The sequence below is a fragment of the Pseudomonas laurylsulfativorans genome, assembly GCF_002906155.1.
Lineage (GTDB): Bacteria > Pseudomonadota > Gammaproteobacteria > Pseudomonadales > Pseudomonadaceae > Aquipseudomonas > Aquipseudomonas laurylsulfativorans.
The window spans coordinates 40714-63541 of record NZ_MUJK01000019.1 but is presented as its reverse complement, the minus strand read 5'-3'; the positions used below and the strand labels follow the sequence as shown (position 1 = coordinate 63541).

Sequence of the window (22828 nt, the reverse complement as noted above, 5' to 3'; positions counted from 1 at the left end):
TGATGGTGTTCGGTGACGCTAAAAAGGTCATCGAAGACATGGTAAAAGCCGTCGACTAACCCTCTGCGGTACACAGAACGCCCCGACTCGTCGGGGCGTTTTTGTTTGCGCAAATCGTCGGACAAACTATTCTTTTGTTACCGATCCGGTAACGGTGTTTTGCTTGAAAGGCCCGGAATAGACACCTCAATTGCGACCTTTGTAGCGGGACAGAAGTCGGCGCAATTCACTAGACTGCACGTCCTGCTACCCGTTGCCCGAGATAACAATCCATGTACCGTGACCGTATTCGCCTGCCTTCGTTGTTGGACAAAGTGATGAGCGCTGCCGACGCTGCCGCCCTGATTGAGGACGGCATGACCGTCGGCATGAGTGGCTTTACTCGCGCCGGCGAAGCCAAGGCCGTTCCTCAGGCGCTGGCCGAGCGCGCCAAGGTCACGCCGCTGAAGATCAGCCTGATGACTGGCGCAAGCCTGGGCAATGACCTCGACAAGCAACTGACCGAAGCTGGCGTGCTCTCGCGACGCATGCCGTTTCAGGTCGACAGCACCCTGCGCAAGGCGATCAACGCCGGCGAAGTCATGTTCATCGACCAGCACTTGTCGGAAACCGTGGAGCAATTGCGCAACCAGCAACTGAAACTGCCGGACATTGCCGTGATTGAAGCCGTTGCGATCACTGAGCAAGGGCATATCGTGCCAACGACCTCGGTAGGCAACTCCGCCAGCTTCGCGATTTTCGCCAAGCACGTGATCGTCGAGATCAACATGGCGCACAACCCGAACCTCGAAGGTCTGCATGACATTTACATTCCGACCTACCGCCCGACCCGCACCCCGATTCCATTGGTCAAAGTCGACGACCGCATTGGCAGCACCGCCATCCCGATTCCAGCGGAAAAGATCGTCGCCATCGTGGTCACCAACCAGGCTGACTCACCCTCCACTGTGCTGGCACCGGACGCCGAGACCCAGGCCATTGCCGACCACCTGATCGACTTCTTCAAACAGGAAGTGGCAGCCGGGCGCATGACCAACAAGCTCGGCCCGCTGCAAGCCGGTATCGGCACCATCGCCAACTCGGTGATGTGTGGCCTGATCGACTCGCCGTTCGAAGACCTGACGATGTATTCCGAGGTGCTGCAAGACTCGACCTTCGACCTGATCGACGCTGGCAAGCTGAGTTTTGCTTCCGGCAGCTCGATCACCCTGTCGAGCCGGCGTAATGCCGATGTGTTCGGCAATCTGGAGCGCTACAAGGACAAACTGGTTCTGCGCCCGCAGGAGATTTCCAACCACCCTGAAGTCGTGCGCCGCCTAGGCATCATCGGCATCAACACCGCCCTGGAGTTCGACATCTATGGCAACGTCAACTCCACTCACGTCTGCGGCACGCGGATGATGAACGGCATCGGTGGCTCAGGCGACTTCGCGCGCAACGCACACCTGTCCGTGTTCGTGACCAAGTCAATTGCCAAGGGCGGTGCGATCTCCAGCGTGGTGCCGATGGTCAGCCATGTTGACCACACCGAACATGACGTCGATATCCTCGTGACCGAAGTAGGCCTGGCAGATTTGCGAGGCCTGGCGCCCCGGGAGCGTGCCCGGATCATCATCGACAAGTGCGTGCACCCTGATTACCGCCAGGCGCTGAATGATTACTTCAATGCCGCGTGCGCCATCGGCGGACACACCCCACACATTCTGCGTGACGCCCTGAGCTGGCACATAAACCTGGAAGAAACCGGGAAAATGCTGAAGAAGTAATTGGTACAGAAACCAGCTGACGCAAACACAGTTTCGTCAGCTTGCTCTTGCCCGCCTCGCAATATGAAAAAAACTGTACTGCTGTACTGGTCATTTCCTACGGAAAATTCCTTCCTTGCCGAGTCAAAACTGCATTTTTGCACTCAAACAGTGCAGACAGGTACAGTTGCCTCAATTTCGACCAGTACACCCCCTATAAACAGTTAACTGAGCTCTCACAATACAGGTGAACTGTATCTACAGAGACTAGGCAAACAAGAGGATCATGGGCACCAGTTAAACCACTACCTAATCCCGCCACAAGCGGAAGGATGACCACCATGGAACGTACACTCAGTTCCGATCTGTTCTTCGAAGACACTGCTGCAAAAACCCAGGCTTCCCTGCCTCTGCGCGTTATCGCCAACCTGATGTTGTGGCAGCGCCGCATTACCAGCCGCCATCAATTGGCTCGCCTGGATTCGCGTCTGCTGGCTGATGCCGGGATTAGCGAAGCACAACGCTACGAAGAGCTGAGCAAGCCGTTCTGGCGCTAAGTTAGCGTCGCTGGCTCTGACCTGAAGGTCCACCGCCAGCAACCCGAATTGAAAAAACAAAACCCGTCGTGGGAAACCACGACGGGTTTTGTCGTTTTGGCCTGTCAATCCTGGTCTTACAGTAGGGAAACCTCAATACCAGTACAGTTTACAAAATATGCAAACTGAATGAGTACAATATCACCACAGTGTGTCTGTAGTAGATACTCGGCCGGTGTCAGCATGGAGCTCTTCACTTATCGGACAGGGACCGTGCCATGAAAAACTCACTGGATTTCTCCATTCCCTCAGTTCAATCGAGAACTTGCCTGCAATGGCTCCAAGGGCAGCTGAAGGGACTCTTCGCTGGCCTGGAAAGGGCGAGAACGCGACGCTTACTGGCTCAACTCGATGATCGCCAGCTAGCGGATCTGGGTATCAGCCACGCCGACCGCAGCAATGAATTGGACAAACCGTTCTGGCGCTGACTTCCTGCTTGCAGGGTCGGGACTGTTCGAACTGACACATACAGGCCTAATATCACTCCAGAACGTGGCGAACGCCGAGTGCCTGACGTCCGACCTTGCAGACACTGCGCTATATTTCAATTGATCTACCCAAAGGAGTTACCCCATGTCCCGTCTTCGCCTGCTTAGCGCCGCGGCACTGTTTGCCGTGGCTGCCAGTGCCCAAGCCACCAGCTTCATCGTGACCACGGATGCTGTTGTCAACGCGCTCAAAGCCACGTCCGATGCGACCACCAACATCGTCTCGTCGTCGTTCAAGGACGACAAGATCGTCCTCGCCGCCCGTGACGACGCCGCCAGCTTCGTCGCCACCGAAGGCTCCATCCGCGGCGTGAAGCTGGAAAGCGCCCTCGACCACATTCGCCATAAGGCGCCGCAACTGAGTGCAACAGACGCACAACTGGCTCAGGCGATCCTGACGATCTAAATGGCTATACAGACATGGGGCACGCCCGGCGTGTCCCAATGTTTCGGCGCTGGCTCTAGACCGGCCCTTGCGCTAGCCTTGGGACTCACTTTCAACTGTCGAGTCTCATGCGTTTTCCTTCCAGTCTGCTGATCACCCCAGTCTTTCTCACCCTTGGTTACTGCGGATCGGCCCACGCTTATGACGCCTTCAACCTGTCCACTCAAGGCTTTGTTGCCAGCGGTTACGCCACAAGTTTGGTGACCTCCGCCCCCTTCGACCATAAACTACTGCTCGCCGCCCACGACGACGCCGCGGCGTTCATTGCCAGTGACGGCCAGCTGAGAGGCGCACGGCTGGAGTCGGCCCTGCGTTACCTGCGCCAAACCCAGGCAAAACTTCATGCCACCGACCTTGAACTGGCACAAGCAATTCTCGTCCAATAGTTATCCCTGTTTTTCTGGAGTCATTCCATGCGTAACCCGCTGATTGCTGCCACCTTAGGCCTGCTGCTGTTGGCCGATGTGACCCAGGCACATACTCTGGTTGCCACCAGTAACATCCTGATCCGCGCTACCCAGCGCACTCTTGATTTCACTTCCGACACCACCACGTCCATTCGCGACTCGAAAATCGTGCGCGAAGCCCAGGACGACGCCGCCAGTTTCGTTGCCAGCAATGGCGACATTCGTGGCGCTCACCTGGAATCCGCTTTCGACTTGCTGCGCACACGCGTGCCGGAAGCCCGTGACGCCAGTGATCAGGATCTCGCCGAAGCCATCCTCGCACTGTGAGGCGTCCAGGCGCCTGGCTGCTGGCCGGGGCCCTGTTGCTGCTCGGCAACACGGCCCACGCAGGCCTTCAATTACAGCTCAAGACCGAAGGTCTGAGCTCCGCGCAACAGCAAGCCAGCCAGGCCCTGCTTGATGAAGCCATGCAGGCGCTACCGCCACGCTTCATCGAGCAGTTGGATCGACGTATCGTCGTCGGCTGGACCGATGACATGCCGCGTAATGCCTACGGCCAAGCATCGCTGGTGTCTGAGCTCGATCTGAACCGCAACCTGCTGGCCGGCCTCACCGATGGCAGCGCCGCGAGCAAAAAAACCCATCGCCCCCACGGCACCGTGCGCCGGGAAATGCTAGCCACTGTGTTGCACGAGCTGACTCACATCTACGACCGTTCGCGCCTCTGGCCGGATGCCGAGCGCAAGCTGATTCAGCGCTGCACCCAGCGCAACAACAGCTCGGGGCTGGTGGGTATTCCTGATCAATGTCGGGGCCAGTCCGATCGGCGGTATACCCTTAGTGACGATCCGCGCCTGCTCGACCTCGCCGGCTGGCAGCAATACGTAGGCCGTCGTGGTGAACGCGAACAGCACAATCGCCAGATTGCCCGCAGTCCGGACATCTACGAGACCAGCAGTCCAAAGGAATTCGTCGCGGTCAACATGGAGTACTTCCTCCTCGACCCGAGCTACGCTTGCCGTCGCCCTGCGCTGTACCGCTACTACAAGGAACATTTCGGCTGGGCGCCCGCCGCCAAGGACACCTGCAGCAAGACCTTCGCATTCCTCAATGCCGGCAACGACTTCGCCAAGACACCCTTGGCCCAGATCGATCCGGAGCGGGTCTATGCCGTCGACTACCTGCTCGCCGAGGCCAACCAGAATCTGTTCAGCCGCTGGGGCCATAGCATGCTGCGTCTGGTGATCTGCGCGCCGGGCCGACCACGCGGACCGGATTGTCGACTGGACCTGGACCAGCACCTCGTGCTGTCGTACCGCGCCTTCGTCGGCGACGTACAGCTGTCGAGCTGGGATGGCCTGGTCGGTAAATACCCGTCACGGCTCTTCATCCTGCCGCTGTCCCAGGTCATCGACGAATACACCAAGACTGAACTGCGCAGCCTGGCCTCCGTGCCCCTGAACCTGTCGCGCAAAGAGATTGAAGACGTGGTGGGACGTGCCGCCGAGATGCACTGGAGCTACGACGGCAACTACTTCTTTCTGTCGAACAACTGCGCGGTGGAAGAACTGAAACTGTTGCGCGGCGGGACCAACAACCCGCAATTGGTTGGACTCGACAACATCATGCCCAACGGTTTGCTGGAAGTGCTGAAGGGCCGTGGCCTGGCGGATCCCAGCGTGCTGGATGATCCCAAGGAAGCACTGCGTCTGGGCTACCGCTTCGACTCCTTCCGCGATCGCTATCAGGCCATGTTTGAAGTGCTGAAAAAGCACTTGCCGATCAAACAGGAAAACGTTGAAGACTGGCTCGACTTGAAAGCCGCAGAGCGTCGGCAATGGTTCGACCAGGCCGATTTGCGCACCAGTGCGGCGTTGCTTCTGCTGGAACAAGCGAGCTTCCGTCGGCAGTTGCTGCTGGCTCAGGATGAAGTGAAACAGCGTTACCTGGGCGCCCGAGAGCTGAAAAATGGCGGCATGGACAAGGCCAACGAGACGCTCAAGGACATTCTCGCCAACAGTGGCTTCCTCAGCCGTCCGGCTGAACTGCTTGGCACCAACGGTTATGGCTTGCCACAGTCGAGCGAGTGGGAGCATCTGGAAGCGGAAAGCAGCCAGCGCCAGAAACAGCTCCTGGCGCTGTCCGCAGATCTGGACAAGGAAGTGAGAGCGTTGCTCGATCCGAGCCGTGCCGCCGAAATGGCCGCCAACGAGGCCAACATGAAACAGATTGGTGAGCACCTGCGCAAACTGCACAAGGCAGCCGGCGGGTTGGAGCTGCCCTGACCCCTTAGGTTGCTACACTCACAAGGTTTCTCTGCGGATTTGCTCCATGTGGCGAGGGGGCTTGCCCCCGTTGGGTCGCGAAGCGGCCCCAGCACTCATCACTTGAATCGCGGGGCCGGCTGCGCCGTCCAACGGGGGCAAGCCCCCTCGCCACAAAGAGAATTCTGCTTCAGTACAGAACCCCCTGCAGAACCTCATAGACAATCCCGGTTCCTACGGCGATCAGTACAACGTCTGCGCCCGCGCGACGCCATTCGTAGCCTGGGTAATACGGCAACCGGCTCAACGCACGGTTATCCAGGCGTTCGCCGTAATAGCCACGAGGCAGCGGCCTGCCCCGCACCACGATGACACCGGGTGGTGGCGGTGCACCGCGGACGAAATAGCCGTGATTATCATGGATCGTCTGGCGAACAGGTGCGAAGTCCCGGGGTGGGAGCCCACCACGATGGTTGTCATGATCGTGACGATCCTCACCACGATAATCACCGTGGTTATCGTAATGGCCGTGATCGTCGTGTTGATCGGCATTGGCATGCAGGGTCGCGCCGAGCAGCAGCACACCGAGGCTGGCTATCAGGCGTTTCGACATTTTCATCAGGTCTTTCCTCACAACACACGCAGCAAAAAGGGCTTCAGAACGCAGTCCTGAAGCCCTCGGTCTTGCTGTTTAGTCTGTGCCGGGGAGCTCTAATTCCTCTGTATCAGGAACTTTACTCTCAGCTGACGCGAGCCTTACGCACGCCATCGGCCAACGCCGAGCACAGGCTCAGCACGCCATCCACGGCTTGTTCCGGGGTGGTGGCATTGGCGATGTGATCGATCAACGCCGAGCCCACCACCACGCCATCGGCCAGACGTGCGATGGACGCTGCCTGTTCCGGAGTCCGGATACCGAAACCGATGCTGATCGGCAGGTCGGTATGGCGGCGCAGACGGGCGACCGCTTCTTCGACGTGTTCCAGCGTGGCTGCACCGGCGCCGGTCACACCGGCCACCGACACGTAGTAAACGAAACCGGAGCTGCCGTTGAGAACGGTCGGCAGACGCACATCGTCGGTGGTTGGCGTGGTCAGGCGAATGAAGTCCAGGCCCGCTGCCTGCGCCGGGTCGCACAACTCGCCGTTATGCTCTGGCGGCAGGTCAACCACGATCAGGCCGTCAACGCCTGCCTCTTTGGCTTCGGCAATGAAGCGCGGTACGCCGTACATGTGGATCGGGTTGAAGTAACCCATCAGCACCAGTGGCGTTTCGTTGTTGTCCTGGCGGAACTCGCGAACCATTTGCAGGGTTTTCGCCAGATTCTGTTTGGCACCCAACGCACGGATGTTGGCGAGCTGGATGGCCGGGCCGTCAGCCATCGGGTCGGTGAAGGGCATGCCCAGTTCGATCACGTCGGCGCCAGCCGCCGGCAAGCCCTTGAGGATTGCCAGGGAGGTGTCATAGCCCGGGTCACCAGCGGTCACGAAGGTCACCAGGGCGGCGCGGTTCTGTTCCTTGAGTTCAGCAAAACGCGTTTGCAGGCGGCTCATCAGTGTTTCTCCTGCTTCGATTGCTCTTGTTGAGAGTGTTCCATGTGGTGCATCACGGTCTGCATGTCCTTGTCGCCACGGCCGGACAGGTTGACCACCATCAGGTGATCCTTTGGCAGGCTCGGTGCGCGCTTGAATACTTCAGCCAGGGCATGGGCGCTTTCCAGGGCAGGGATGATCCCTTCCAGGCGGCAGCACTGGTGGAACGCGGCGAGAGCTTCGTCGTCGGTCACCGAGGTGTACTGAACGCGGCCGATATCATGCAACCATGCGTGTTCCGGGCCGATGCCCGGGTAGTCCAGGCCAGCGGAGATCGAGTGGGCGTCGATGATCTGGCCATCGTCGTCCTGCAGCAGGAAAGTACGATTGCCGTGCAGAACGCCTGGAACACCACCGTTCAGGCTGGCTGCATGCTTGCCAGTCTCGATGCCATAACCGGCGGCTTCAACGCCAATGATCTCGACACTTTTGTCGTCGAGGAACGGGTGGAACAGCCCCATGGCGTTGGAACCACCGCCGATGCATGCCACCAGGCTGTCCGGCAGGCGGCCTTCCTGGGCTTGCAGTTGCTCGCGGGTTTCCTTGCCGATCACGGCCTGGAAGTCGCGGACCATCGCCGGATAAGGGTGCGGACCGGCCACGGTGCCGATCAGGTAGAAGGTGCTGTCGACGTTGGTTACCCAGTCACGCAGGGCCTCGTTCATCGCGTCTTTCAGCGTGCCGGTACCGGCCACCACCGGGATTACCTCAGCGCCCAGCAGCTTCATGCGGAACACGTTGGCCTGCTGACGCTCGATGTCAGTGGTGCCCATGTAGATCACGCAGTCCAGACCGAAACGCGCGGCGACGGTGGCCGTGGCCACACCGTGCATGCCGGCGCCAGTCTCGGCGATGATGCGTTTCTTGCCCATGCGCCGCGCCAGCAGGATCTGGCCGATGCAGTTGTTGATCTTGTGTGCGCCGGTGTGGTTCAGCTCTTCGCGTTTGAGGTAGATCTTCGCGCCGCCACAGAATTCGGTCAGACGCTCGGCGAAGTACAGCGGGCTTGGGCGTCCGACGTAATCGCGCTGGAAGTAGGCCAGTTCTTCCTTGAACGCAGGATCTTCCTTGGCCAGCTCATATTCGCGGGCCAGGTCGAGGATCAACGGCATCAGGGTTTCGGCAACGTAACGGCCACCGAACGCGCCAAACAGGCCGTTGGCATCAGGGCCGTTGCGCAGATTAGTCTGGGTCATTTGGCGCTCCAGTTGAATGCGTGAAGTGATGCATAAAGAGATAGTGGGGTTCACTCTACCCCTGACGCCCCGAGCTGAAAACCGATAAGATCGCCGCAACCTGTCAGGAAAACTCACAGATCACATGAGCCATGACCTTCCTCCGCTTAACGCGCTTCGCGCCTTTGAAGCCACTGCCCGCTTGAACAGCGTCAGTCAGGCTGCCGAGCAGTTGCACGTCACCCACGGCGCGGTCAGCCGGCAATTGAAAGTGCTGGAGGAGCACTTGGGGGTTAGCCTGTTCATCAAGGACGGGCGCGGCCTGAAACTCACAGATGCCGGGTTGCGACTGCGTGACGCCAGCAGCGAAGCCTTCGAGCGCCTGCGCAGCGTTTGCGCAGAACTCACACAAAGCACGGCCGATGCTCCATTCGTGCTCGGTTGCTCGGGAAGCCTGTTGGCGCGATGGTTTATCCCGCGATTGGGGAGACTCAACGCCGACCTGCCGGACCTGCGCCTGCACCTGTCGGCCGGAGAAGGCGACCTCGATCCGCGCAGACCGGGGCTGGATGCCTTGCTAGTCTTCGCCGAGCCACCCTGGCCGGCGGACATGCAGGTTTTCGAGTTGGCCAGCGAGCGCATCGGTCCGGTCATGAGCCCGCGGTTCGCCGGCTATGAATGGCTCAAGGACGCGCCGGACGCTGCACTGCTGAGCGAGCCCTTGCTGCACACCACCTCACGCCCGCAAGCCTGGCCGAGCTGGGCGCAACCTCGCGGCCTCGACCCCAGGGCATTGAAGTACGGTCAGGGGTTCGAACATTTGTATTACTTGCTCGAAGCCGCCGTCGCGGGGTTGGGCGTGGCAATTGCGCCCGAACCCCTGGTGACGGAAGACTTGAAGGCCGGCCGCCTGGTTGCGCCTTGGGGCTTCAATGAAACCCCGGCACAACTGGCGTTGTGGCTACCCAAGCGCGCCGCGGACGGGCGCGCCCGGCAACTGGCGCAGTGGCTCAAGAACGAGCTGCGTCGAGCGGATTAATCACGCTTGCACAACAGATAAGCGGCCAGCAGGCCCAATGCGCCCACAGCGACACCGGCTGTTGTCCAGGGGTGTTCCTGGGCGTAGTCCCGGGTGGCAATCCCGGTTTCGCGGGTTTTGACCTTGACCTCTTCATAGGCATCGGCAAGCAGATGGCGCGAGTGCTTCAAGGCATTCTCGGCGTTGCTTTTCAGGGTCTTGAGGGTTTTACGCGACTCGTCCGAGGCGTCGTCCTTCAGGCTTTCCAAAGACTTGAGAAGACTCTCGATCTCCGCTTCCATGCTTTGCAATGAGGCTTTACGTAACGAGGTGTTGGCCATGGTGGCTCTCCTGCATTGGTGATGAGTAGCGTGTGTTGGTTGGGACTTCATGGGCTCGAGAAAGTGCAGAAAATCTGAACTTCACACTCAGACCGGCCAACAGAAGAAATCGGAAAAATCACTGCTAGGCTGTAATTCACACGCCGAGGAGAACGCCATGTCTGACCATCACACCTATAAGAAAGTCGAGCTGGTCGGCTCGTCCACCAGCAGTATCGAAGATGCGATTAACAACGCGCTGGCCGAAGCCAGCAAAAGCATCAAGTACATGGAATGGTTTGAAGTGACCGAGACCCGTGGGCACATCAGGGACGGCAAGGCTGCGCACTTTCAGGTCACCTTGAAAGTCGGATTCCGGATTGCCAGCAGCTGACTTTAGGCTAGTCTTCTGAACTTGCACGCCGGCCGAATGCCATAGGGATTGGCAAAGCACTACGATGAATACGTCCGGCTGACGGCTGGTTACCCCTATGATCCGACCAGGGAATGCAACCGATGAAGAAGTTTATGTTGGCGGTAGGTTTGTTGAGCATTGCGGGGACCGCATTGGCGGGTGGCAAGCCATGCGAAGAGCTGAAAGCCGAAATCGCAGCGAAACTTGATGCCAAGGGCGTTTCCGGTTATTCGCTGGAGATTGTCAACAAAGGTTCCGCTGCCGGCGGGAAAGTTGTTGGTAAATGCGAAGCGGGCGCCAAAGTGATCGTCTATAAAAAGTAGGCCGATACTCACCCGAATGAAAAAGCCGACGTCCTGGCGCCGGCTTTTTTTGGGGTCTTTCACTGGTTTGGAGGACCCCTCGTTGTCGACTCGGACGCGGTCCCTTGTAGGAGCTGGCTTGCCAGCGATGGTCGTTAACGATAACGCGCGTGAACTGGATAAACGCGGCGCACTTGAGTCCATCGCCGGCAAGCCGGCTCCTACAGTTTTCCGTGAAGTATCAGCCTCGCATGACCTGCGCCAGCAGCTCGTAGGAATGCACGCGATCCGAATGTTCATACAGGTCACAAGTGAAAATCAGCTCGTCAGCCTGGGTCTGTTCGATCAGGACCTCTAGCTTGGCGCGGATTTTCTGCGGGCTGCCAATCATGGCCAGGCCAAGGAAATCATGCACGGCCTCTTTCTCGTGGGGCAGCCACAGGCCGTCCATGGTCTTCACCGGCGGACGTTGCACCAGGCTTTGGCCACGCATCAGGGCGAGAATCCGCTGGAACACCGAGGTCGCCAGATAATCGGACTGCTCGTCGGTATCGGCTGCCACCAATGGCACACCGAGCATCACGTAGGGCTTTTCCAAAACGGCTGACGGCTTGAAGTGATTGCGGTAGACCCGAATCGCTTCATGCATGTAGCGCGGCGCGAAATGCGAAGCGAAAGCGTAGGGCAAACCGCGTTCACCCGCCAGCTGTGCGCTGAACAGGCTCGACCCCAACAACCAGACCGGTACATTGGTCCCGGTTCCCGGCATGGCGATGATGCGTTGATCCGGGGTACGTGGCCCGAGGTAGCGCACCAGTTCCGCCACATCTTCCGGGAAGTCGTCGGCGCTGCCGGAGCGTTCACGGCGCAACGCACGTGCGGTCATCTGGTCGGAACCGGGGGCGCGCCCCAGGCCCAGGTCGATCCGGCCCGGATAGAGGCTTTCCAGTGTGCCGAACTGTTCGGCGATCACCAGCGGTGCGTGGTTGGGCAACATCACCCCGCCCGAACCGACTCGAATGGTCGACGTACCACCGGCCAGGTAACCGAGCAGCACCGAAGTCGCAGAACTGGCGATGCCGTCCATGTTGTGGTGCTCAGCCACCCAGAAGCGGTTGTAACCGAACTTCTCGACGTGCTGCGCCAGGTCCAGCGAGTTGCGCAGCGACTGGGCCGCGCTGCCATTCTCGCGCACCGGCACCAGATCGAGGGTCGAGAACTTGATATCGGACAGTCGTTTCATAAACCTGCTTCTCCAATTGAGGGCGCAGGTTTGTTCTTGCGAACGCAAACCTGCCGAATCCAAAAGCGTGTTCATGCAATGTGGGCATATACCCGAGTTTCAATAGCCAGGTAAAAAATCCCGCGAAAAAAGCAGATTGATCGGACGAAGTGAACTTTGCCCTGCCGTCTATCCTCACAACCCTGGCAACCGCAAACCACGAAGGTGCGACGTTTCGCGCCGTTCTTTAGGAGACAGGCATGGCTATCGTCAAGAAAGCATCGGCCCATTGGGAAGGTGATCTGAAAACTGGCATCGGCTCGATTTCCACAGAAACCGGCGTACTCCGGGAAGCACCCTACGGTTTCAAGGCACGCTTCGAAGGCGGCCGGGGCACCAACCCCGAAGAGTTGATCGGCGCGGCCCACGCCGGCTGTTTCTCAATGGCGTTTTCGATGATTCTCGGTGATGCCGGCCTGAAGGCCGATAGCATCGATACCCAGGCAGAAGTCACGCTGGATCAAGTGGACGGCGGTTTTGCGATCACCGCCGTGAAATTGATTCTGAAAGCGAAAATCCCCGGGGCATCCCAGGCGCAGTTCGAAGAACTCAGCAACAAGGCCAAAGAGGGCTGTCCAGTATCCAAGGTGCTGAATGCGAAAATCAGCCTGGAGGCAACACTGGTCAGCTAGATTTTCGTAGAAATGAAAAGATCGCAGCCTTGCGCAACCTGCCGGAATCATTCGGTAGAAATCGCTCAAGACTGCGATCTTTTTTGCGTCGCGACAGACTTGCCCGCTAAAACTGTGGTCGAATAAATGACAGCAGCGAAAACCCATGACGGTGCGTGCTGCGTCAAAGGAGCTTCAACCATGAAACGTTTTGCCCTGGCGGTTATCTGTTGCGCACTGGCCACTTCGGCCTTGGCGGCACCAAAACCCTGCGAAGAACTCAAGGCCGAGATCGAAGCCAAGATCCAGGCCAGTGGCGTCGCCGCCTACACACTTGAAATCGTCAGCAATGACGAAGTCCACGACCAGAACATGGTCGTTGGCTCGTGCGAAAACGGCACCAAAAAAATCATCTACCAGAAGAACGATCGCTGATACCTCACATCAGGCAGTAGGATTCCCGATCTTCCGCGACGATCTCCCGCTTGGCGTTGTACAGCCGGGCGCCGGGGGTGAAGGCAATTGAGCGGCCTTCGAGCACATAACGCTGCCCGGCTTCGAAATGATCGTAATTGATGGTCAGGTAGCACAGCCGCTCCGAAGGGCCGCTCATCGTGCTCAAGCCACCGCCGCCGGGCACTTCAAAGTCGAAGCGGACAATCAGCTCGTGGCTACCGGGCATGACTTCGAAAAAACGCCCGTCACGCAGGCGTTGTTTATCCAGTCGTTCGGCCATCAACAATTTGTCGTTAGGGAAGGGCGTAGAGAATTCGACCCAGGCCATTTGTGGATTAGGTGTCGGCATCGGGCTCTGGCAGCCCGCGACAACAGCGGCGGCGAGTAACAGCATCAACCTGCGCATGATGGATGTCCCAAGGGATGTGCATCCAGCATAACGCCGATCAGGTGTGTTGACAGCCCGCTGGCGTGCCCAGGCCAATCACCTTTCGCTGTTGATCATAGAGTTTCGCCCAAGGCCGAAAACCGATATTTCCCGCTTGCAGTTGATAACGTTCACCCGCGTTGAAATCGTTGAATTTCACGTTCAACTGACAATCGCGCCACAACGGCTCGGCGTCGGGGCCGATGTTGGTGGGCTGGACCGAGAATTGGTAGCGGACCGTCAACTCATGGCTACCGGGCTGGATCTGGAAATAGCGATTATCTTCGGTGGCCTTGTCATCGACCTCAAGTGCCTGCAACGCCGTATCTTCTTGCTTCGAGTCCAGGTCGATCCAGGCTTGCGCAGGATCATGGCGGGGTAATCCGAAACCGGCACAGCCGGCCAGTAACAGCAGGCTTGCTGTCAGTATCAACGTGCGCATAGCGGAGCTCCAGTCTGGCGGGATAGTCTTGTGAAAAGACTCTCCAAGGAAGAATTATTGTGATCAGGCCGCTTCCTAGCCTTGGGTTACTTGATCGCGTTTTTCGCGTTTTGTTTCCGGGTGTGTTGTTTTTGTTGCTCAACGGTTGCGCCAGCGTCAGCTACTACAACCAGCTGGCCAGCGGCCAACTGCAATTGCTACGGGCGAGGGAGCCGGTTTCCAGCGTGGTTGCCGACCCGGCGCGCGACCAAAAACTGCGCACACACCTTGAGCAATCGCAAAAGGCCCGAACGTTCGCCAGCCAGCAATTGCACCTGCCGGATAACCAGAGTTACCGCTTGTACGCGGACATTGGCCGTCCCTTCGTGGTCTGGAATGTCTTCGTCACGCCGGAGTTTTCCCTCAAGCCCGTCAACCACTGCTTCCCCATTGCCGGTTGCGTGGCCTACCGCGGTTACTACAGCCAGAGCGCAGCCCGCGGCGAAGCGGCTTTGCAGCGCTTGCAGGGCATGGACGTGTCGATTGGCGGGGTCGAGGCCTATTCGACACTCGGCTGGTTCAACGACCCCATCATCAGTTCGATGATGGGCTGGGGGGATGAGCGACTGGCCACGCTGATCTTTCATGAGCTGGCCCATCAGCGTTTCTATGCGAAGGACGACACGGAGTTCAACGAATCCTTCGCCACCTTCGTCGAGCAGGAAGGCACTCGCCAATGGCGCGCCTACCGCCACCTGCCTCCGGATAACAATGCGCATGCGCGTCAGCGCGATCAGTTCACCGAGTTGGTGCTGGAAACCCGCGCCCGACTGGAAAAACTCTATGCCTTGCCATTGCCAACCGAGCAAATGCGTCAGCGCAAAGCAGCCGAATTCGAGCGCTTGCGCAGCGAGTATCGGCAGATGCGCGACCGTCAGTGGGCGGGAGACAAACGCTACGACGCCTGGATCCATGCTCCCATGAACAATGCCCGGCTATTGCCGTTTGGTTTGTACGATCAATGGGTGCCGGCATTTTCCGTGCTGTTCCATCAGATGCATGGCAACTGGCCGCAGTTTTATGCGGCCGTGGAGCAACTTGGCGCTTTGCCCATGGACGAGCGAAAAGCCGCGCTGAAAGCGTTGGCTGATGGCGCCGATCAACCAAAGAACCAGTAGCAAACCCCGATTGCACCCAGCACCCCGGCAAGCTCCGCCAGCAACGCACACCCGACTGCATGGCGTGCGCGCTGGATGCCCACGGCGCCGAAGTACACGGCCAGGACATAGAACGTCGTTTCGGTACTGCCCTGGACCGTTGCCGCCACCAGCGCCGGGAAGCTGTCCACGCCCGAAGTCTTCATGGTTTCAATCAACATCGCCCGGGCGGCGCTACCCGAGAAAGGTTTGACCATTGCCGTCGGCAGCGCATCGACGAAGCGCGTGTCCCAACCGGCCCACGCCACCAGATGACGAATCCCGTCCAGACCGAAATCCAGCGCCCCGGAGGCTCGCAGAACGCCCACGGCGCAGAGCATCGCCACCAGATAGGGCAGCAAGTTTTTGGCGACGTCGAAACCCTCTTTGGCTCCTTCGACGAAGGCCTCGTAGACCTTCACTTTGCGCAGTGCGCCGATCAGTAAAAACAACATGATCAGGCCAAACAGCGTCAGGTTGCCGAGGATCGATGACAGACCGGCCAGCGCGGTCGCCGAAAGGGTCGCCAGCAATGCCATGAAACCACCGAGGACGAGGGCGCCGGGGATCAGGTAGGCCAGCACCACGGGGTCCCAGATGCGCAGGCGCTGCATGAACGCCACCGACAGGAAGCCGACAATGGTCGAGCAACTGGTCGCCAGCAGGATCGGCAGGAACACCAGCGTCGGGTCCGGCGCGCCTTGCTGGGCGCGATACATGAAGATGGTCACCGGCAGCAGGGTCAGCGAGGAGGCGTTGAGCACCAGGAACAGGATCTGTGCGTTGCTGGCGACGGTAGCGCTGGGATTGAGTTCTTGCAGCGCTTTCATGGCCTTGAGGCCGATCGGCGTGGCGGCGTTGTCCAGACCGAGGCCGTTGGCGGCAAAGTTCAGGGTGATCAGGCCGATGGCTGGATGACCCGGCGGGACTTCAGGCATCAGGCGCAGAAACAGTGGCCCCAAGGCCTTGGCCAACCATTCGACGATCCCGGCTTTCTCGGCAATACGCAGAAACCCCAGCCACAGGGTGAGGGTGCCGAACAGCAACACCATGACTTCGACCGACAGCTTGGCCATGGCGAAAATGCTCTCCACCATCGCCGCGAATATCCCGGCGTTGCCACCGATCAGCCACTGCGCCAGCGCCGAAATGGCTGCCACGACGAAAAAGCCAAGCCACAGGCCATTGAGCATCAGTCAAATCCCCCAAAAGATCCGCGAATGATAGCGGGGTGGCCAGAAACGACAAACCCCGGATTTCTCCGGGGTTCATGTCAATGCCACACATCTGTAGGAGCCGGCTTGCTGGCGATTGCCACATCGCGGTGTAACAGGTGCACCGCGTTATCGTTCATCGCCGGCAAGCCGGCTCCTACAGAGGGTTTATCAGCTCTTGGAAACTTCACCCGCTGGCAGTTTTTCCTTGCTGCGCCAGTGCGGCAGGGAGTTCCAGTAGCGCTGGCCCTTGGCGTCGTCGTACATGCCTTCCCAACGAGCGATAACCAGAACAGCCAGGGCGTTGCCGATCACGTTCAGTGCGGTACGAGCCATGTCCATGACACGGTCGACACCGGCGATGAACGCCAGGCCTTCCAGTGGGATACCGACGCTGCCGAGCGTGGCCAGCAGTACCACGAAGGATACGCCCGGTACGCCGGCGATGCCTTTGGAGGTGACCATCAGGGTCAGCACCAGCAGCAGTTGCTGGCTGATCGACAGGTCGATGCCATAGAGCTGGGCAATGAAGATTGCCGCGATGCTTTGGTACAGGGTCGAACCGTCGAGGTTGAACGAGTAACCGGTCGGCACCACAAAGCTGCAAATGGCTTTCGGCGCGCCGTAGGCTTCCATTTTCTCGATCACGCGCGGCAACACCGTTTCGGAGCTGGCGGTGGAGTAGGCCAGTACCAGCTCATCCTTGAAGATGCGCATCAGCTTGATCACCGAGAAGCCGAACAGGCGAGCGATCAGGCCCAAAACCACGAAAGCGAAGAAGGCGATGGCGACGTAAACCAGGATCACCAATTTGGCCAGCGGCAGCAGCGACGCGAAACCGAAGTTGGCCACGGTCACCGCGATCAGTGCGAACACGCCGATCGGAGCGTAGTTCATGATCATGTGAGTGACCTTGAACATGCTTTCCGATACGCCCTGGAACATCTTCACCAGCGGTTCGCGCAGGTCTGCCTGCAGGCTCGACAGGCCGAGACCGAACAATACGGAGAAGAAGATGATCGGCAGCATTTCGCCGCGGGCCATGGCCGCGAAGATGTTCGACGGAATCAGGTTGAGGATGGTTTCGATGAACGCGTGTTCATGCTGAACCTCGGCCGCCGTCGCCTGGTACTTGGAAATGTCCACAGTACCCAAGGTGCTCATGTCGATGCCGGCACCCGGATGGAACAGGTTGGCCAGCAGCAAACCGACCACGATAGCGATGGTGGTGACGATCTCGAAGTAAATGATGGTCTTGAGGCCAATACGCCCCAGCTTCTTGGCGTCACCGACCCCTGCAATGCCGACGATCAGGGAAGAAATGACGATCGGGATCACGATCATCTTGATCAGACGGATAAAGATATCGCCTGCCGGTTGCAGGACGTTGCTGATCCACCAGGCTTTTTCGGCACTGAAATGGTTGAGCAGCGCACCGATTGCAATCCCCAATACCAGACCGATGAGGATCTGCCAGGCGAGGCTAAGCTTTGCCTTCTTCATATCTTTACCCTTACTTGTGTTTGACTCAGGGAGATGCGCGAACTGGAACGCTTATGGCGAAAAAGTCTAGTGCATCTTCCCCCCGTATAAGGTGCCCCGGAGCGCGTGTTTGCGGCTTTCTGGCAGGCGAAAAAAGGCGCAACTATTCCGATGCAAGGAAGCGCCGTCTAATGCCGTAAACGCCTACCCTATGCCGAATCGGCATGAAGCTTTCTCACTGAAATCCACGTCGCAAACGGTTCGATTACGACATTTCGGCAGGCATAAGTGCCGTCAACCGGTCATCACAGAGCAGATTGATTGTTTTTTGAGCGGTGGCCGAGCGTTGATTTTTCAGCAGAATCGCGCAAGACGAAGCGAAAAATAGTGGCCAAAGAAAGGTGATTTTTCTCGATATACGGTCACTGGTGAAACACCGGGAAAAGAATTTTCCGACGTAACAAGAGCGAAGAAGGGAAAACACTGATGAAATCGAGACGAGCGCTCTATTTCAATGTGTTGCGTAATCAAGCCCTTCGCAAGCCCGTCGAGCCATGGCGGTCCGGCGAACTTGCGCAGTGCTCTTCCTGACCCGGCCCTTGCGCAGGTACTCCCTGTACCCGTAGGTCACTCCGCCCCTGAAACAGGCAGAACGTCCCGACCCCTTGGTCATGCGCCAGCCTTCCTCAGGTGACGCAGGTTGAAAGAGGCGGTGTGGCCTCCTTCATGTACAAATTCCAATGTTCCATCAACTAGTCCTGCATACGGTGGTCAGGCTTGTCGGGAAAAAGCTGTCCGGCATTTCTGGCACTACCGCCCAACAGCAGGGCGGCTGCCAGTGTCTTGAAAAACCCTCTTCTGTCAGCCTCGACCGCGACGGCCAAAGAAGAAGGAGGCAATGAACATCACCAGGAACACGACAAACAGAATCTTGGCGATACCCGTGGCGGTGCCCGCAATACCCCCAAAGCCCAGAACGGCAGCGATGATGGCGATGATCAGGAATGTGATAGCCCAGCTCAACATGGTGATTCTCCTTACGCTTCTGTTTAGAGGTGCTGCGTTTCCCGGCGCATCGGGTGCGGCGGAATTTTTGCCTAGAACACCCAACGCTCCTGATGACGTATCTCACCCACAGGCCGAGCCTGGTCGACATCCATCATGCGCATCGGGGTGCTATCGGCCTGACCGCTGCTGACAGCGCTGAAATGGGTTTGGGTAGGATGCGAAATCAATGGGCGTGGCGCTTCTGGCTGCTGACTCTGCTCCCAACGCAGAAACTGCTGGCCGCTGATCAGGGTGATCAATAGCGCCAGAACAGCAAACATTCCTTGCTGGATATGTGCAGGCGAGAGGTGCAGGTGGGCGGCACGTTGACGGTTCATCCTGGATCTCCTACCACTCGGGTCGGTATTGGATAGCGGGCGTTTGTTTTTGAATGCTCTGGTTAACCAGACGATTGCAGCCCGCATGCCAGCTTTCTTACGAACTAATAACCTTAAATATCAATTACTTATAACCATCAAAAAAATCACTTCGCGCGCATCCTGCACGATGCCTCTTGTGCGGTCGTGCGTATTGCACGATCGATTTGAAGGGAGACGTAAATTTTTTGAATTGAGAGGAGGGCGCGGATGTCAGAAATACACGCTAGCCGATGCCGGAAACCGGATATCTATTGAAAGGCCGGCTAAATCAGGTGGCTAACCGATACATGGGATGAAAGCTACCCTGCCAAGACAGGAATGGCTCAGAATCAATCATGCAACTTGCCCGATTTCTCCGGGACCAAGTAAAGAATTTTCATTAAGGAGCGTAGGAAAATGGAATCAGCCACTGAACATCAAGGCCGTATTCTGCTGGTGGACGATGAGTCAGCCATCCTGCGTACTTTCCGATACTGCCTTGAAGACGAAGGCTACAGCGTGGCCACCGCCACCAGCGCCGCGCAGGCAGAAGCCCTCTTGCAGCGGCAGGTCTTCGACCTGTGCTTCCTCGATTTACGCCTGGGCGAAGACAACGGCCTCGATGTGCTGGCCCAGATGCGTATCCAGGCACCCTGGATGCGAGTGGTGATCGTCACGGCGCATTCTGCTGTCGACACGGCGGTGGATGCGATTCAGGCCGGTGCCGCCGACTATCTGGTCAAACCGTGCAGCCCCGATCAACTGCGACTGGCAACCGCCAAGCAACTTGAAGTACGGCAATTGTCGGCGCGACTGGAAGCCTTGGAAGGCGAAGTGCGCAAGCCCAAGGATGGTCTGGACTCCCACAGCCCGGCCATGAAAGTGGTGCTAGAAACAGCCCGCCAGGTTGCCACGACCGATGCCAACATCCTGATTCTTGGTGAGTCCGGTACCGGCAAGGGCGAGCTGTCCCAAGCCATCCACGGCTGGAGCAAGCGCGCCAAGAAATCCTGCGTCACGATCAACTGCCCGTCGCTGACTGCCGAGCTCATGGAAAGCGAACTCTTCGGCCACAGCCGCGGCGCCTTCACCGGTGCCAGCGAAAGCACACTGGGGCGAGTCAACCAGGCTGACGGCGGCACACTGTTTCTCGATGAGATCGGCGACTTTCCCCTGACATTGCAGCCGAAGTTGCTGCGTTTTATTCAGGACAAGGAATATGAGCGTGTCGGTGATCCGGTGACGCGCCGCGCGGATGTGCGCATCCTCGCGGCCACCAACCTCAACCTTGAGGACATGGTCCGCGACGGTCGTTTCCGTGAAGACCTGCTCTATCGCCTGAACGTCATTACTTTGCACCTGCCACCGCTACGCGAACGCCGCGAAGATATTCTCAACCTCGCCGATCGTTTCCTGGCGCGCTTCGTCAAGGAGTACGCCCGTCCCGCGCGCGCCTTCAGTGACGAAGCCCGGGAAGCGCTGCTGAGCTATCGCTGGCCGGGCAACATCCGTGAACTGCGCAACGTGATCGAGCGCGCGAGCATCATCTGTCCGCAGGAGCGGGTCGAGATCAGTCATCTGGGCATGGCCGAAGCCCCGGTCAACAATGCACCGCGCATCGGCGCGGCACTGAGCCTGGATGAGCTGGAAAAGGCCCACATCGGCGCGGTCCTCGCCACGGCCGACACACTGGACCAAGCGGCCAAGACCCTGGGCATCGACGCCTCGACGCTGTACCGCAAACGCAAGCAGTACAACTTGTGAGCAATAGCCGATGAAACTGGCGATGAAATTGCGGACCCGGCTTTTCCTGAGCATTTCCGCACTGATCACCGTCGCGTTGCTCGGGCTCTTGCTCGGGCTGGTCAGTGTGATGCAGATGGCCGGCAGCCAGGAAGCACTGATCCGCAGTAACTTCATCACCCTGGACCTGGGGCTCAAGCTGCGTCAGACCCTGGGTGATCAACTGATCATCATGCTCAGTGAAAAACCTGACTCCGCCGCTTTCGCTGCCTCTAAGCAGCATTACTTCGAACTGCTCGAACAAGGCATTGCCCAGGAACCGTCGCAAACAGGTAGCGAATACGGCTTCAGAAAAGCCAAGGCCGACTACGAGCGCTTTATCCAGGCTTATGAAACGTCCCCGGATCCGTCGAATGTACTTAGCAGCAACGACAACCTGACGGAAAAATTCAACGCGCTACGCAATGGTCTGATCGTCGAGCACAAGCGCGCACTGGATAACATCAACGATACCGAGCGCCAGGCCCGGGAGCGGGCCCTGCTGATTGCCGGATTGCTTGGCTTGGTGGGGCTGGCGGTGCTGATCATCGGCTTCGTGACCGCGCAGGCCATCGCCCGGCGTTTCGGCGAGCCCATCGAGGCCTTGGCCAAAGCGGCGGACAATATTGGCCAGGGCAATTTCGATGTCACCCTGCCGATCTCTTCGGCAGTGGAGCTGAACCTGCTTACCCGGCGTTTCGGCATCATGGCCCAGGCGCTGCGTGAACATCAGGCCACCAACGTCGATGAGCTGCTGGCCGGCCAGCAACGATTGCAGGCCGTGCTCGACAGCATCGACGACGGTCTGCTGATGATCAACCGCCAGGGCCATCTGGAACACCTTAACCCTGTGGCCCAGCGTCAGTTGGGCTGGGAGTCCGATCGTCTGGGTCAAGGGCTGGGCACGGCGCTGGAACGCCCCGAACTCGATGAGCAGCTGCAACTGGTGCTGCGCGGCGGCACGCTGGAGCGGGCGCCGGAAGACTTGAGTATCGAAGTCGACGGCGAGTCGCGATTGCTGACCTATAGCCTGACCCCGGTCAGCCATATCCAGGGTCATATCCTCGGTGCCGTGATGGTGCTGCATGACGTCACGGAACAGCGTGCCTTCGAACGGGTGCGCAGCGAATTTGTATTACGCGCCTCCCATGAATTGCGCACGCCAGTCACTGGCATGCACATGGCCTTCGGATTGTTCCGCGAGCGCGCACACTTTGCCCCGGACTCCCGGGAAGCCGACCTGCTCGATACCGTGAATGAAGAGATGCAGCGACTGATGCAGTTGATCAATGACCTGCTGAATTTCTCCCGTTACCAGAACGGCTTGCAGAAGCTCACCCTGGCGCCGTGTTCCATCGAGGCGCTGCTGAAACAGGCTCAGTCACGCTTTGCCACTTCGGCCGAAGAGAAGGAAATCAGTCTGCTGGTGGAAGCACAGGGGCCTTTGCCGCGGCTGCAGGTCGACCAGCCCCAACTGGACCGGGTGCTCGATAACTTGCTCGACAACGCCTTGCGTCACACCAGTTCCGGAGGGCGGATACGCCTGCACGCCCGGCGCCACGGCGACCGGGTCATCATCAGTGTCGAGGACAACGGCGAAGGCATTGCCTACGGGCAGCAGGGGCGGATTTTCGAGCCGTTCGTGCAGGTCGGTCGCAAGAAGGGCGGGGCCGGTCTCGGTCTGGCCTTGTGCAAGGAAATCGTGCAATTGCATGGTGGGCGGATGGGTGTCTATTCACGTCCGGGGCAGGGTACTCAGTTCTACATGGCGCTGACCGTTTAGC

26 protein-coding genes are annotated in these 22828 nt (G+C 58.7%); 15 read left to right on the top strand and 11 right to left on the bottom strand.

The features are described 5' to 3' along the window. Positions 1-272: 272 nt before the first annotated feature. From B0D71_RS30230 to B0D71_RS30200, 7 genes are all read left to right on the top strand, one after another. A complete protein-coding gene (locus tag B0D71_RS30230) occupies positions 273-1766 on the top strand; it encodes an acetyl-CoA hydrolase/transferase family protein (protein WP_103397969.1) in 1494 nt (497 codons plus the stop codon). 320 nt (positions 1767-2086) lie between these two features. Further along, positions 2087-2302, top strand: a complete 216-nt coding sequence (locus B0D71_RS30225) for a DUF1127 domain-containing protein (RefSeq protein ID WP_007969750.1) — start codon at positions 2087-2089, stop codon at positions 2300-2302. 257 nt (positions 2303-2559) lie between these two features. Then, positions 2560-2769, top strand: a complete 210-nt coding sequence (locus tag B0D71_RS30220; protein WP_103397968.1) for a DUF1127 domain-containing protein — start codon at positions 2560-2562, stop codon at positions 2767-2769. A 145-nt stretch (positions 2770-2914) separates the two neighbouring features. Next, positions 2915-3235 (top strand): DUF2388 domain-containing protein, encoded by a 321-nt coding sequence (locus B0D71_RS30215; protein WP_103397967.1) that lies wholly within the window; start codon positions 2915-2917, stop codon positions 3233-3235. A gap of 107 nt (positions 3236-3342) precedes the next feature. Then, positions 3343-3660, top strand: coding sequence for a DUF2388 domain-containing protein (locus B0D71_RS30210; protein ID WP_103397966.1), 318 nt, complete (start codon positions 3343-3345; stop codon positions 3658-3660). 27 nt (positions 3661-3687) lie between these two features. Further along, complete coding sequence (locus tag B0D71_RS30205; protein WP_103397965.1) at positions 3688-4008, top strand: DUF2388 domain-containing protein; 321 nt, start codon at positions 3688-3690, stop codon at positions 4006-4008. Then, positions 4005-5966 carry a DUF7844 domain-containing protein gene (locus tag B0D71_RS30200; RefSeq protein WP_103397964.1) on the top strand — a complete coding sequence of 654 codons (1962 nt, stop codon included), beginning with the start codon at positions 4005-4007 and terminating at the stop codon, positions 5964-5966. The genes B0D71_RS30205 and B0D71_RS30200 overlap by 4 nt, the downstream gene beginning before the upstream one ends. A gap of 169 nt (positions 5967-6135) precedes the next feature. Here the strand turns inward: B0D71_RS30200 and B0D71_RS30190 are convergent, their stop codons facing one another. The 3 genes from B0D71_RS30190 to trpB all read right to left on the bottom strand — a co-directional run bounded on the left by B0D71_RS30190 (position 6136) and on the right by trpB (position 8733). Then, positions 6136-6564: an anti-virulence regulator CigR family protein gene (locus tag B0D71_RS30190; protein ID WP_103397962.1), complete on the bottom strand. Its 429-nt coding sequence runs from the start codon at positions 6562-6564 to the stop codon at positions 6136-6138. Positions 6565-6685: 121 nt separating this feature from the next. After that, the gene (gene trpA / locus B0D71_RS30185) at positions 6686-7498 is read right to left on the bottom strand and encodes a tryptophan synthase subunit alpha (RefSeq protein WP_103397961.1); all 813 of its coding nucleotides are present in this window, start codon (positions 7496-7498) and stop codon (positions 6686-6688) included. Further along, positions 7498-8733, bottom strand: coding sequence for a tryptophan synthase subunit beta (gene trpB, locus B0D71_RS30180; protein WP_103397960.1), 1236 nt, complete (start codon positions 8731-8733; stop codon positions 7498-7500). The genes trpA and trpB overlap by 1 nt, the downstream gene beginning before the upstream one ends. Before the next feature lie 124 nt (positions 8734-8857). Between trpB and B0D71_RS30175 the strand changes: the two genes are divergently transcribed. After that, positions 8858-9751 (top strand): LysR family transcriptional regulator, encoded by an 894-nt coding sequence (locus B0D71_RS30175; protein WP_103397959.1) that lies wholly within the window; start codon positions 8858-8860, stop codon positions 9749-9751. Here B0D71_RS30175 and B0D71_RS30170 read toward each other — a convergent pair. After that, complete coding sequence (locus B0D71_RS30170; RefSeq protein WP_007969764.1) at positions 9748-10071, bottom strand: ElaB/YgaM/YqjD family protein; 324 nt, start codon at positions 10069-10071, stop codon at positions 9748-9750. The two genes, B0D71_RS30175 and B0D71_RS30170, sit on opposite strands and share 4 nt — an antisense overlap. 157 nt (positions 10072-10228) lie before the next feature. Between B0D71_RS30170 and B0D71_RS30165 the strand changes: the two genes are divergently transcribed. Both B0D71_RS30165 and B0D71_RS30160 read left to right on the top strand, forming a co-directional pair. After that, positions 10229-10444, top strand: a complete 216-nt coding sequence (locus B0D71_RS30165; protein WP_008002152.1) for a dodecin — start codon at positions 10229-10231, stop codon at positions 10442-10444. 122 nt (positions 10445-10566) lie between these two features. Continuing rightward, positions 10567-10788 carry a DUF1161 domain-containing protein gene (locus B0D71_RS30160; protein WP_103397958.1) on the top strand — a complete coding sequence of 74 codons (222 nt, stop codon included), beginning with the start codon at positions 10567-10569 and terminating at the stop codon, positions 10786-10788. 220 nt (positions 10789-11008) lie between these two features. Here the strand turns inward: B0D71_RS30160 and B0D71_RS30155 are convergent, their stop codons facing one another. After that, the gene (locus tag B0D71_RS30155; protein WP_103397957.1) at positions 11009-12010 is read right to left on the bottom strand and encodes an LLM class flavin-dependent oxidoreductase; all 1002 of its coding nucleotides are present in this window, start codon (positions 12008-12010) and stop codon (positions 11009-11011) included. Between the two features lie 239 nt (positions 12011-12249). Between B0D71_RS30155 and B0D71_RS30150 the strand changes: the two genes are divergently transcribed. Both B0D71_RS30150 and B0D71_RS30145 read left to right on the top strand, forming a co-directional pair. Next, positions 12250-12681, top strand: coding sequence for an OsmC family protein (locus B0D71_RS30150; protein ID WP_007969768.1), 432 nt, complete (start codon positions 12250-12252; stop codon positions 12679-12681). A 180-nt stretch (positions 12682-12861) separates the two neighbouring features. After that, the gene (locus B0D71_RS30145; protein ID WP_103397956.1) at positions 12862-13095 is read left to right on the top strand and encodes a DUF1161 domain-containing protein; all 234 of its coding nucleotides are present in this window, start codon (positions 12862-12864) and stop codon (positions 13093-13095) included. 4 nt (positions 13096-13099) lie between these two features. Here B0D71_RS30145 and B0D71_RS30140 read toward each other — a convergent pair whose 3' ends face one another. Together B0D71_RS30140 and B0D71_RS30135 are read right to left on the bottom strand one after the other, a co-directional pair. Continuing rightward, positions 13100-13522 carry a PA0061/PA0062 family lipoprotein gene (locus B0D71_RS30140; protein WP_103397955.1) on the bottom strand — a complete coding sequence of 141 codons (423 nt, stop codon included), beginning with the start codon at positions 13520-13522 and terminating at the stop codon, positions 13100-13102. Between the two features lie 40 nt (positions 13523-13562). Further along, positions 13563-13985: a PA0061/PA0062 family lipoprotein gene (locus B0D71_RS30135; protein WP_103397954.1), complete on the bottom strand. Its 423-nt coding sequence runs from the start codon at positions 13983-13985 to the stop codon at positions 13563-13565. 59 nt (positions 13986-14044) lie between these two features. On the opposite strand from B0D71_RS30135, the gene B0D71_RS30130 reads away from it, so the two are divergent. Further along, positions 14045-15142: an aminopeptidase gene (locus tag B0D71_RS30130; RefSeq protein WP_103397953.1), complete on the top strand. Its 1098-nt coding sequence runs from the start codon at positions 14045-14047 to the stop codon at positions 15140-15142. On the opposite strand, the gene B0D71_RS30125 is transcribed toward B0D71_RS30130, so the two are convergent. The 4 genes from B0D71_RS30125 to B0D71_RS30110 all read right to left on the bottom strand — a co-directional run bounded on the left by B0D71_RS30125 (position 15124) and on the right by B0D71_RS30110 (position 19241). Further along, complete coding sequence (locus tag B0D71_RS30125; protein ID WP_103397952.1) at positions 15124-16353, bottom strand: nucleoside recognition domain-containing protein; 1230 nt, start codon at positions 16351-16353, stop codon at positions 15124-15126. The two genes, B0D71_RS30130 and B0D71_RS30125, sit on opposite strands and share 19 nt — an antisense overlap. A 192-nt stretch (positions 16354-16545) precedes the next feature. Continuing rightward, positions 16546-17877, bottom strand: coding sequence for a glutamate/aspartate:proton symporter GltP (gene gltP, locus B0D71_RS30120; protein ID WP_103397951.1), 1332 nt, complete (start codon positions 17875-17877; stop codon positions 16546-16548). Between the two features lie 840 nt (positions 17878-18717). Further along, positions 18718-18882: a DUF1328 domain-containing protein gene (locus tag B0D71_RS30115; RefSeq protein ID WP_003177151.1), complete on the bottom strand. Its 165-nt coding sequence runs from the start codon at positions 18880-18882 to the stop codon at positions 18718-18720. Positions 18883-18953: 71 nt separating this feature from the next. Next, entirely contained in the window at positions 18954-19241 is a 288-nt protein-coding gene (locus B0D71_RS30110) for a hypothetical protein (protein ID WP_103397950.1), read from the bottom strand. 438 nt (positions 19242-19679) lie between these two features. On the opposite strand from B0D71_RS30110, the gene algB reads away from it, so the two are divergent. Together algB and B0D71_RS30100 are read left to right on the top strand one after the other, a co-directional pair. Beyond that, a complete protein-coding gene (gene algB / locus B0D71_RS30105) occupies positions 19680-21026 on the top strand; it encodes a sigma-54-dependent response regulator transcription factor AlgB (RefSeq protein ID WP_103397949.1) in 1347 nt (448 codons plus the stop codon). Between the two features lie 10 nt (positions 21027-21036). Next, the gene (locus B0D71_RS30100; RefSeq protein ID WP_103397948.1) at positions 21037-22827 is read left to right on the top strand and encodes a KinB sensor domain-containing domain; all 1791 of its coding nucleotides are present in this window, start codon (positions 21037-21039) and stop codon (positions 22825-22827) included. The last annotated feature ends 1 nt before the right edge of the window (position 22828 follow it).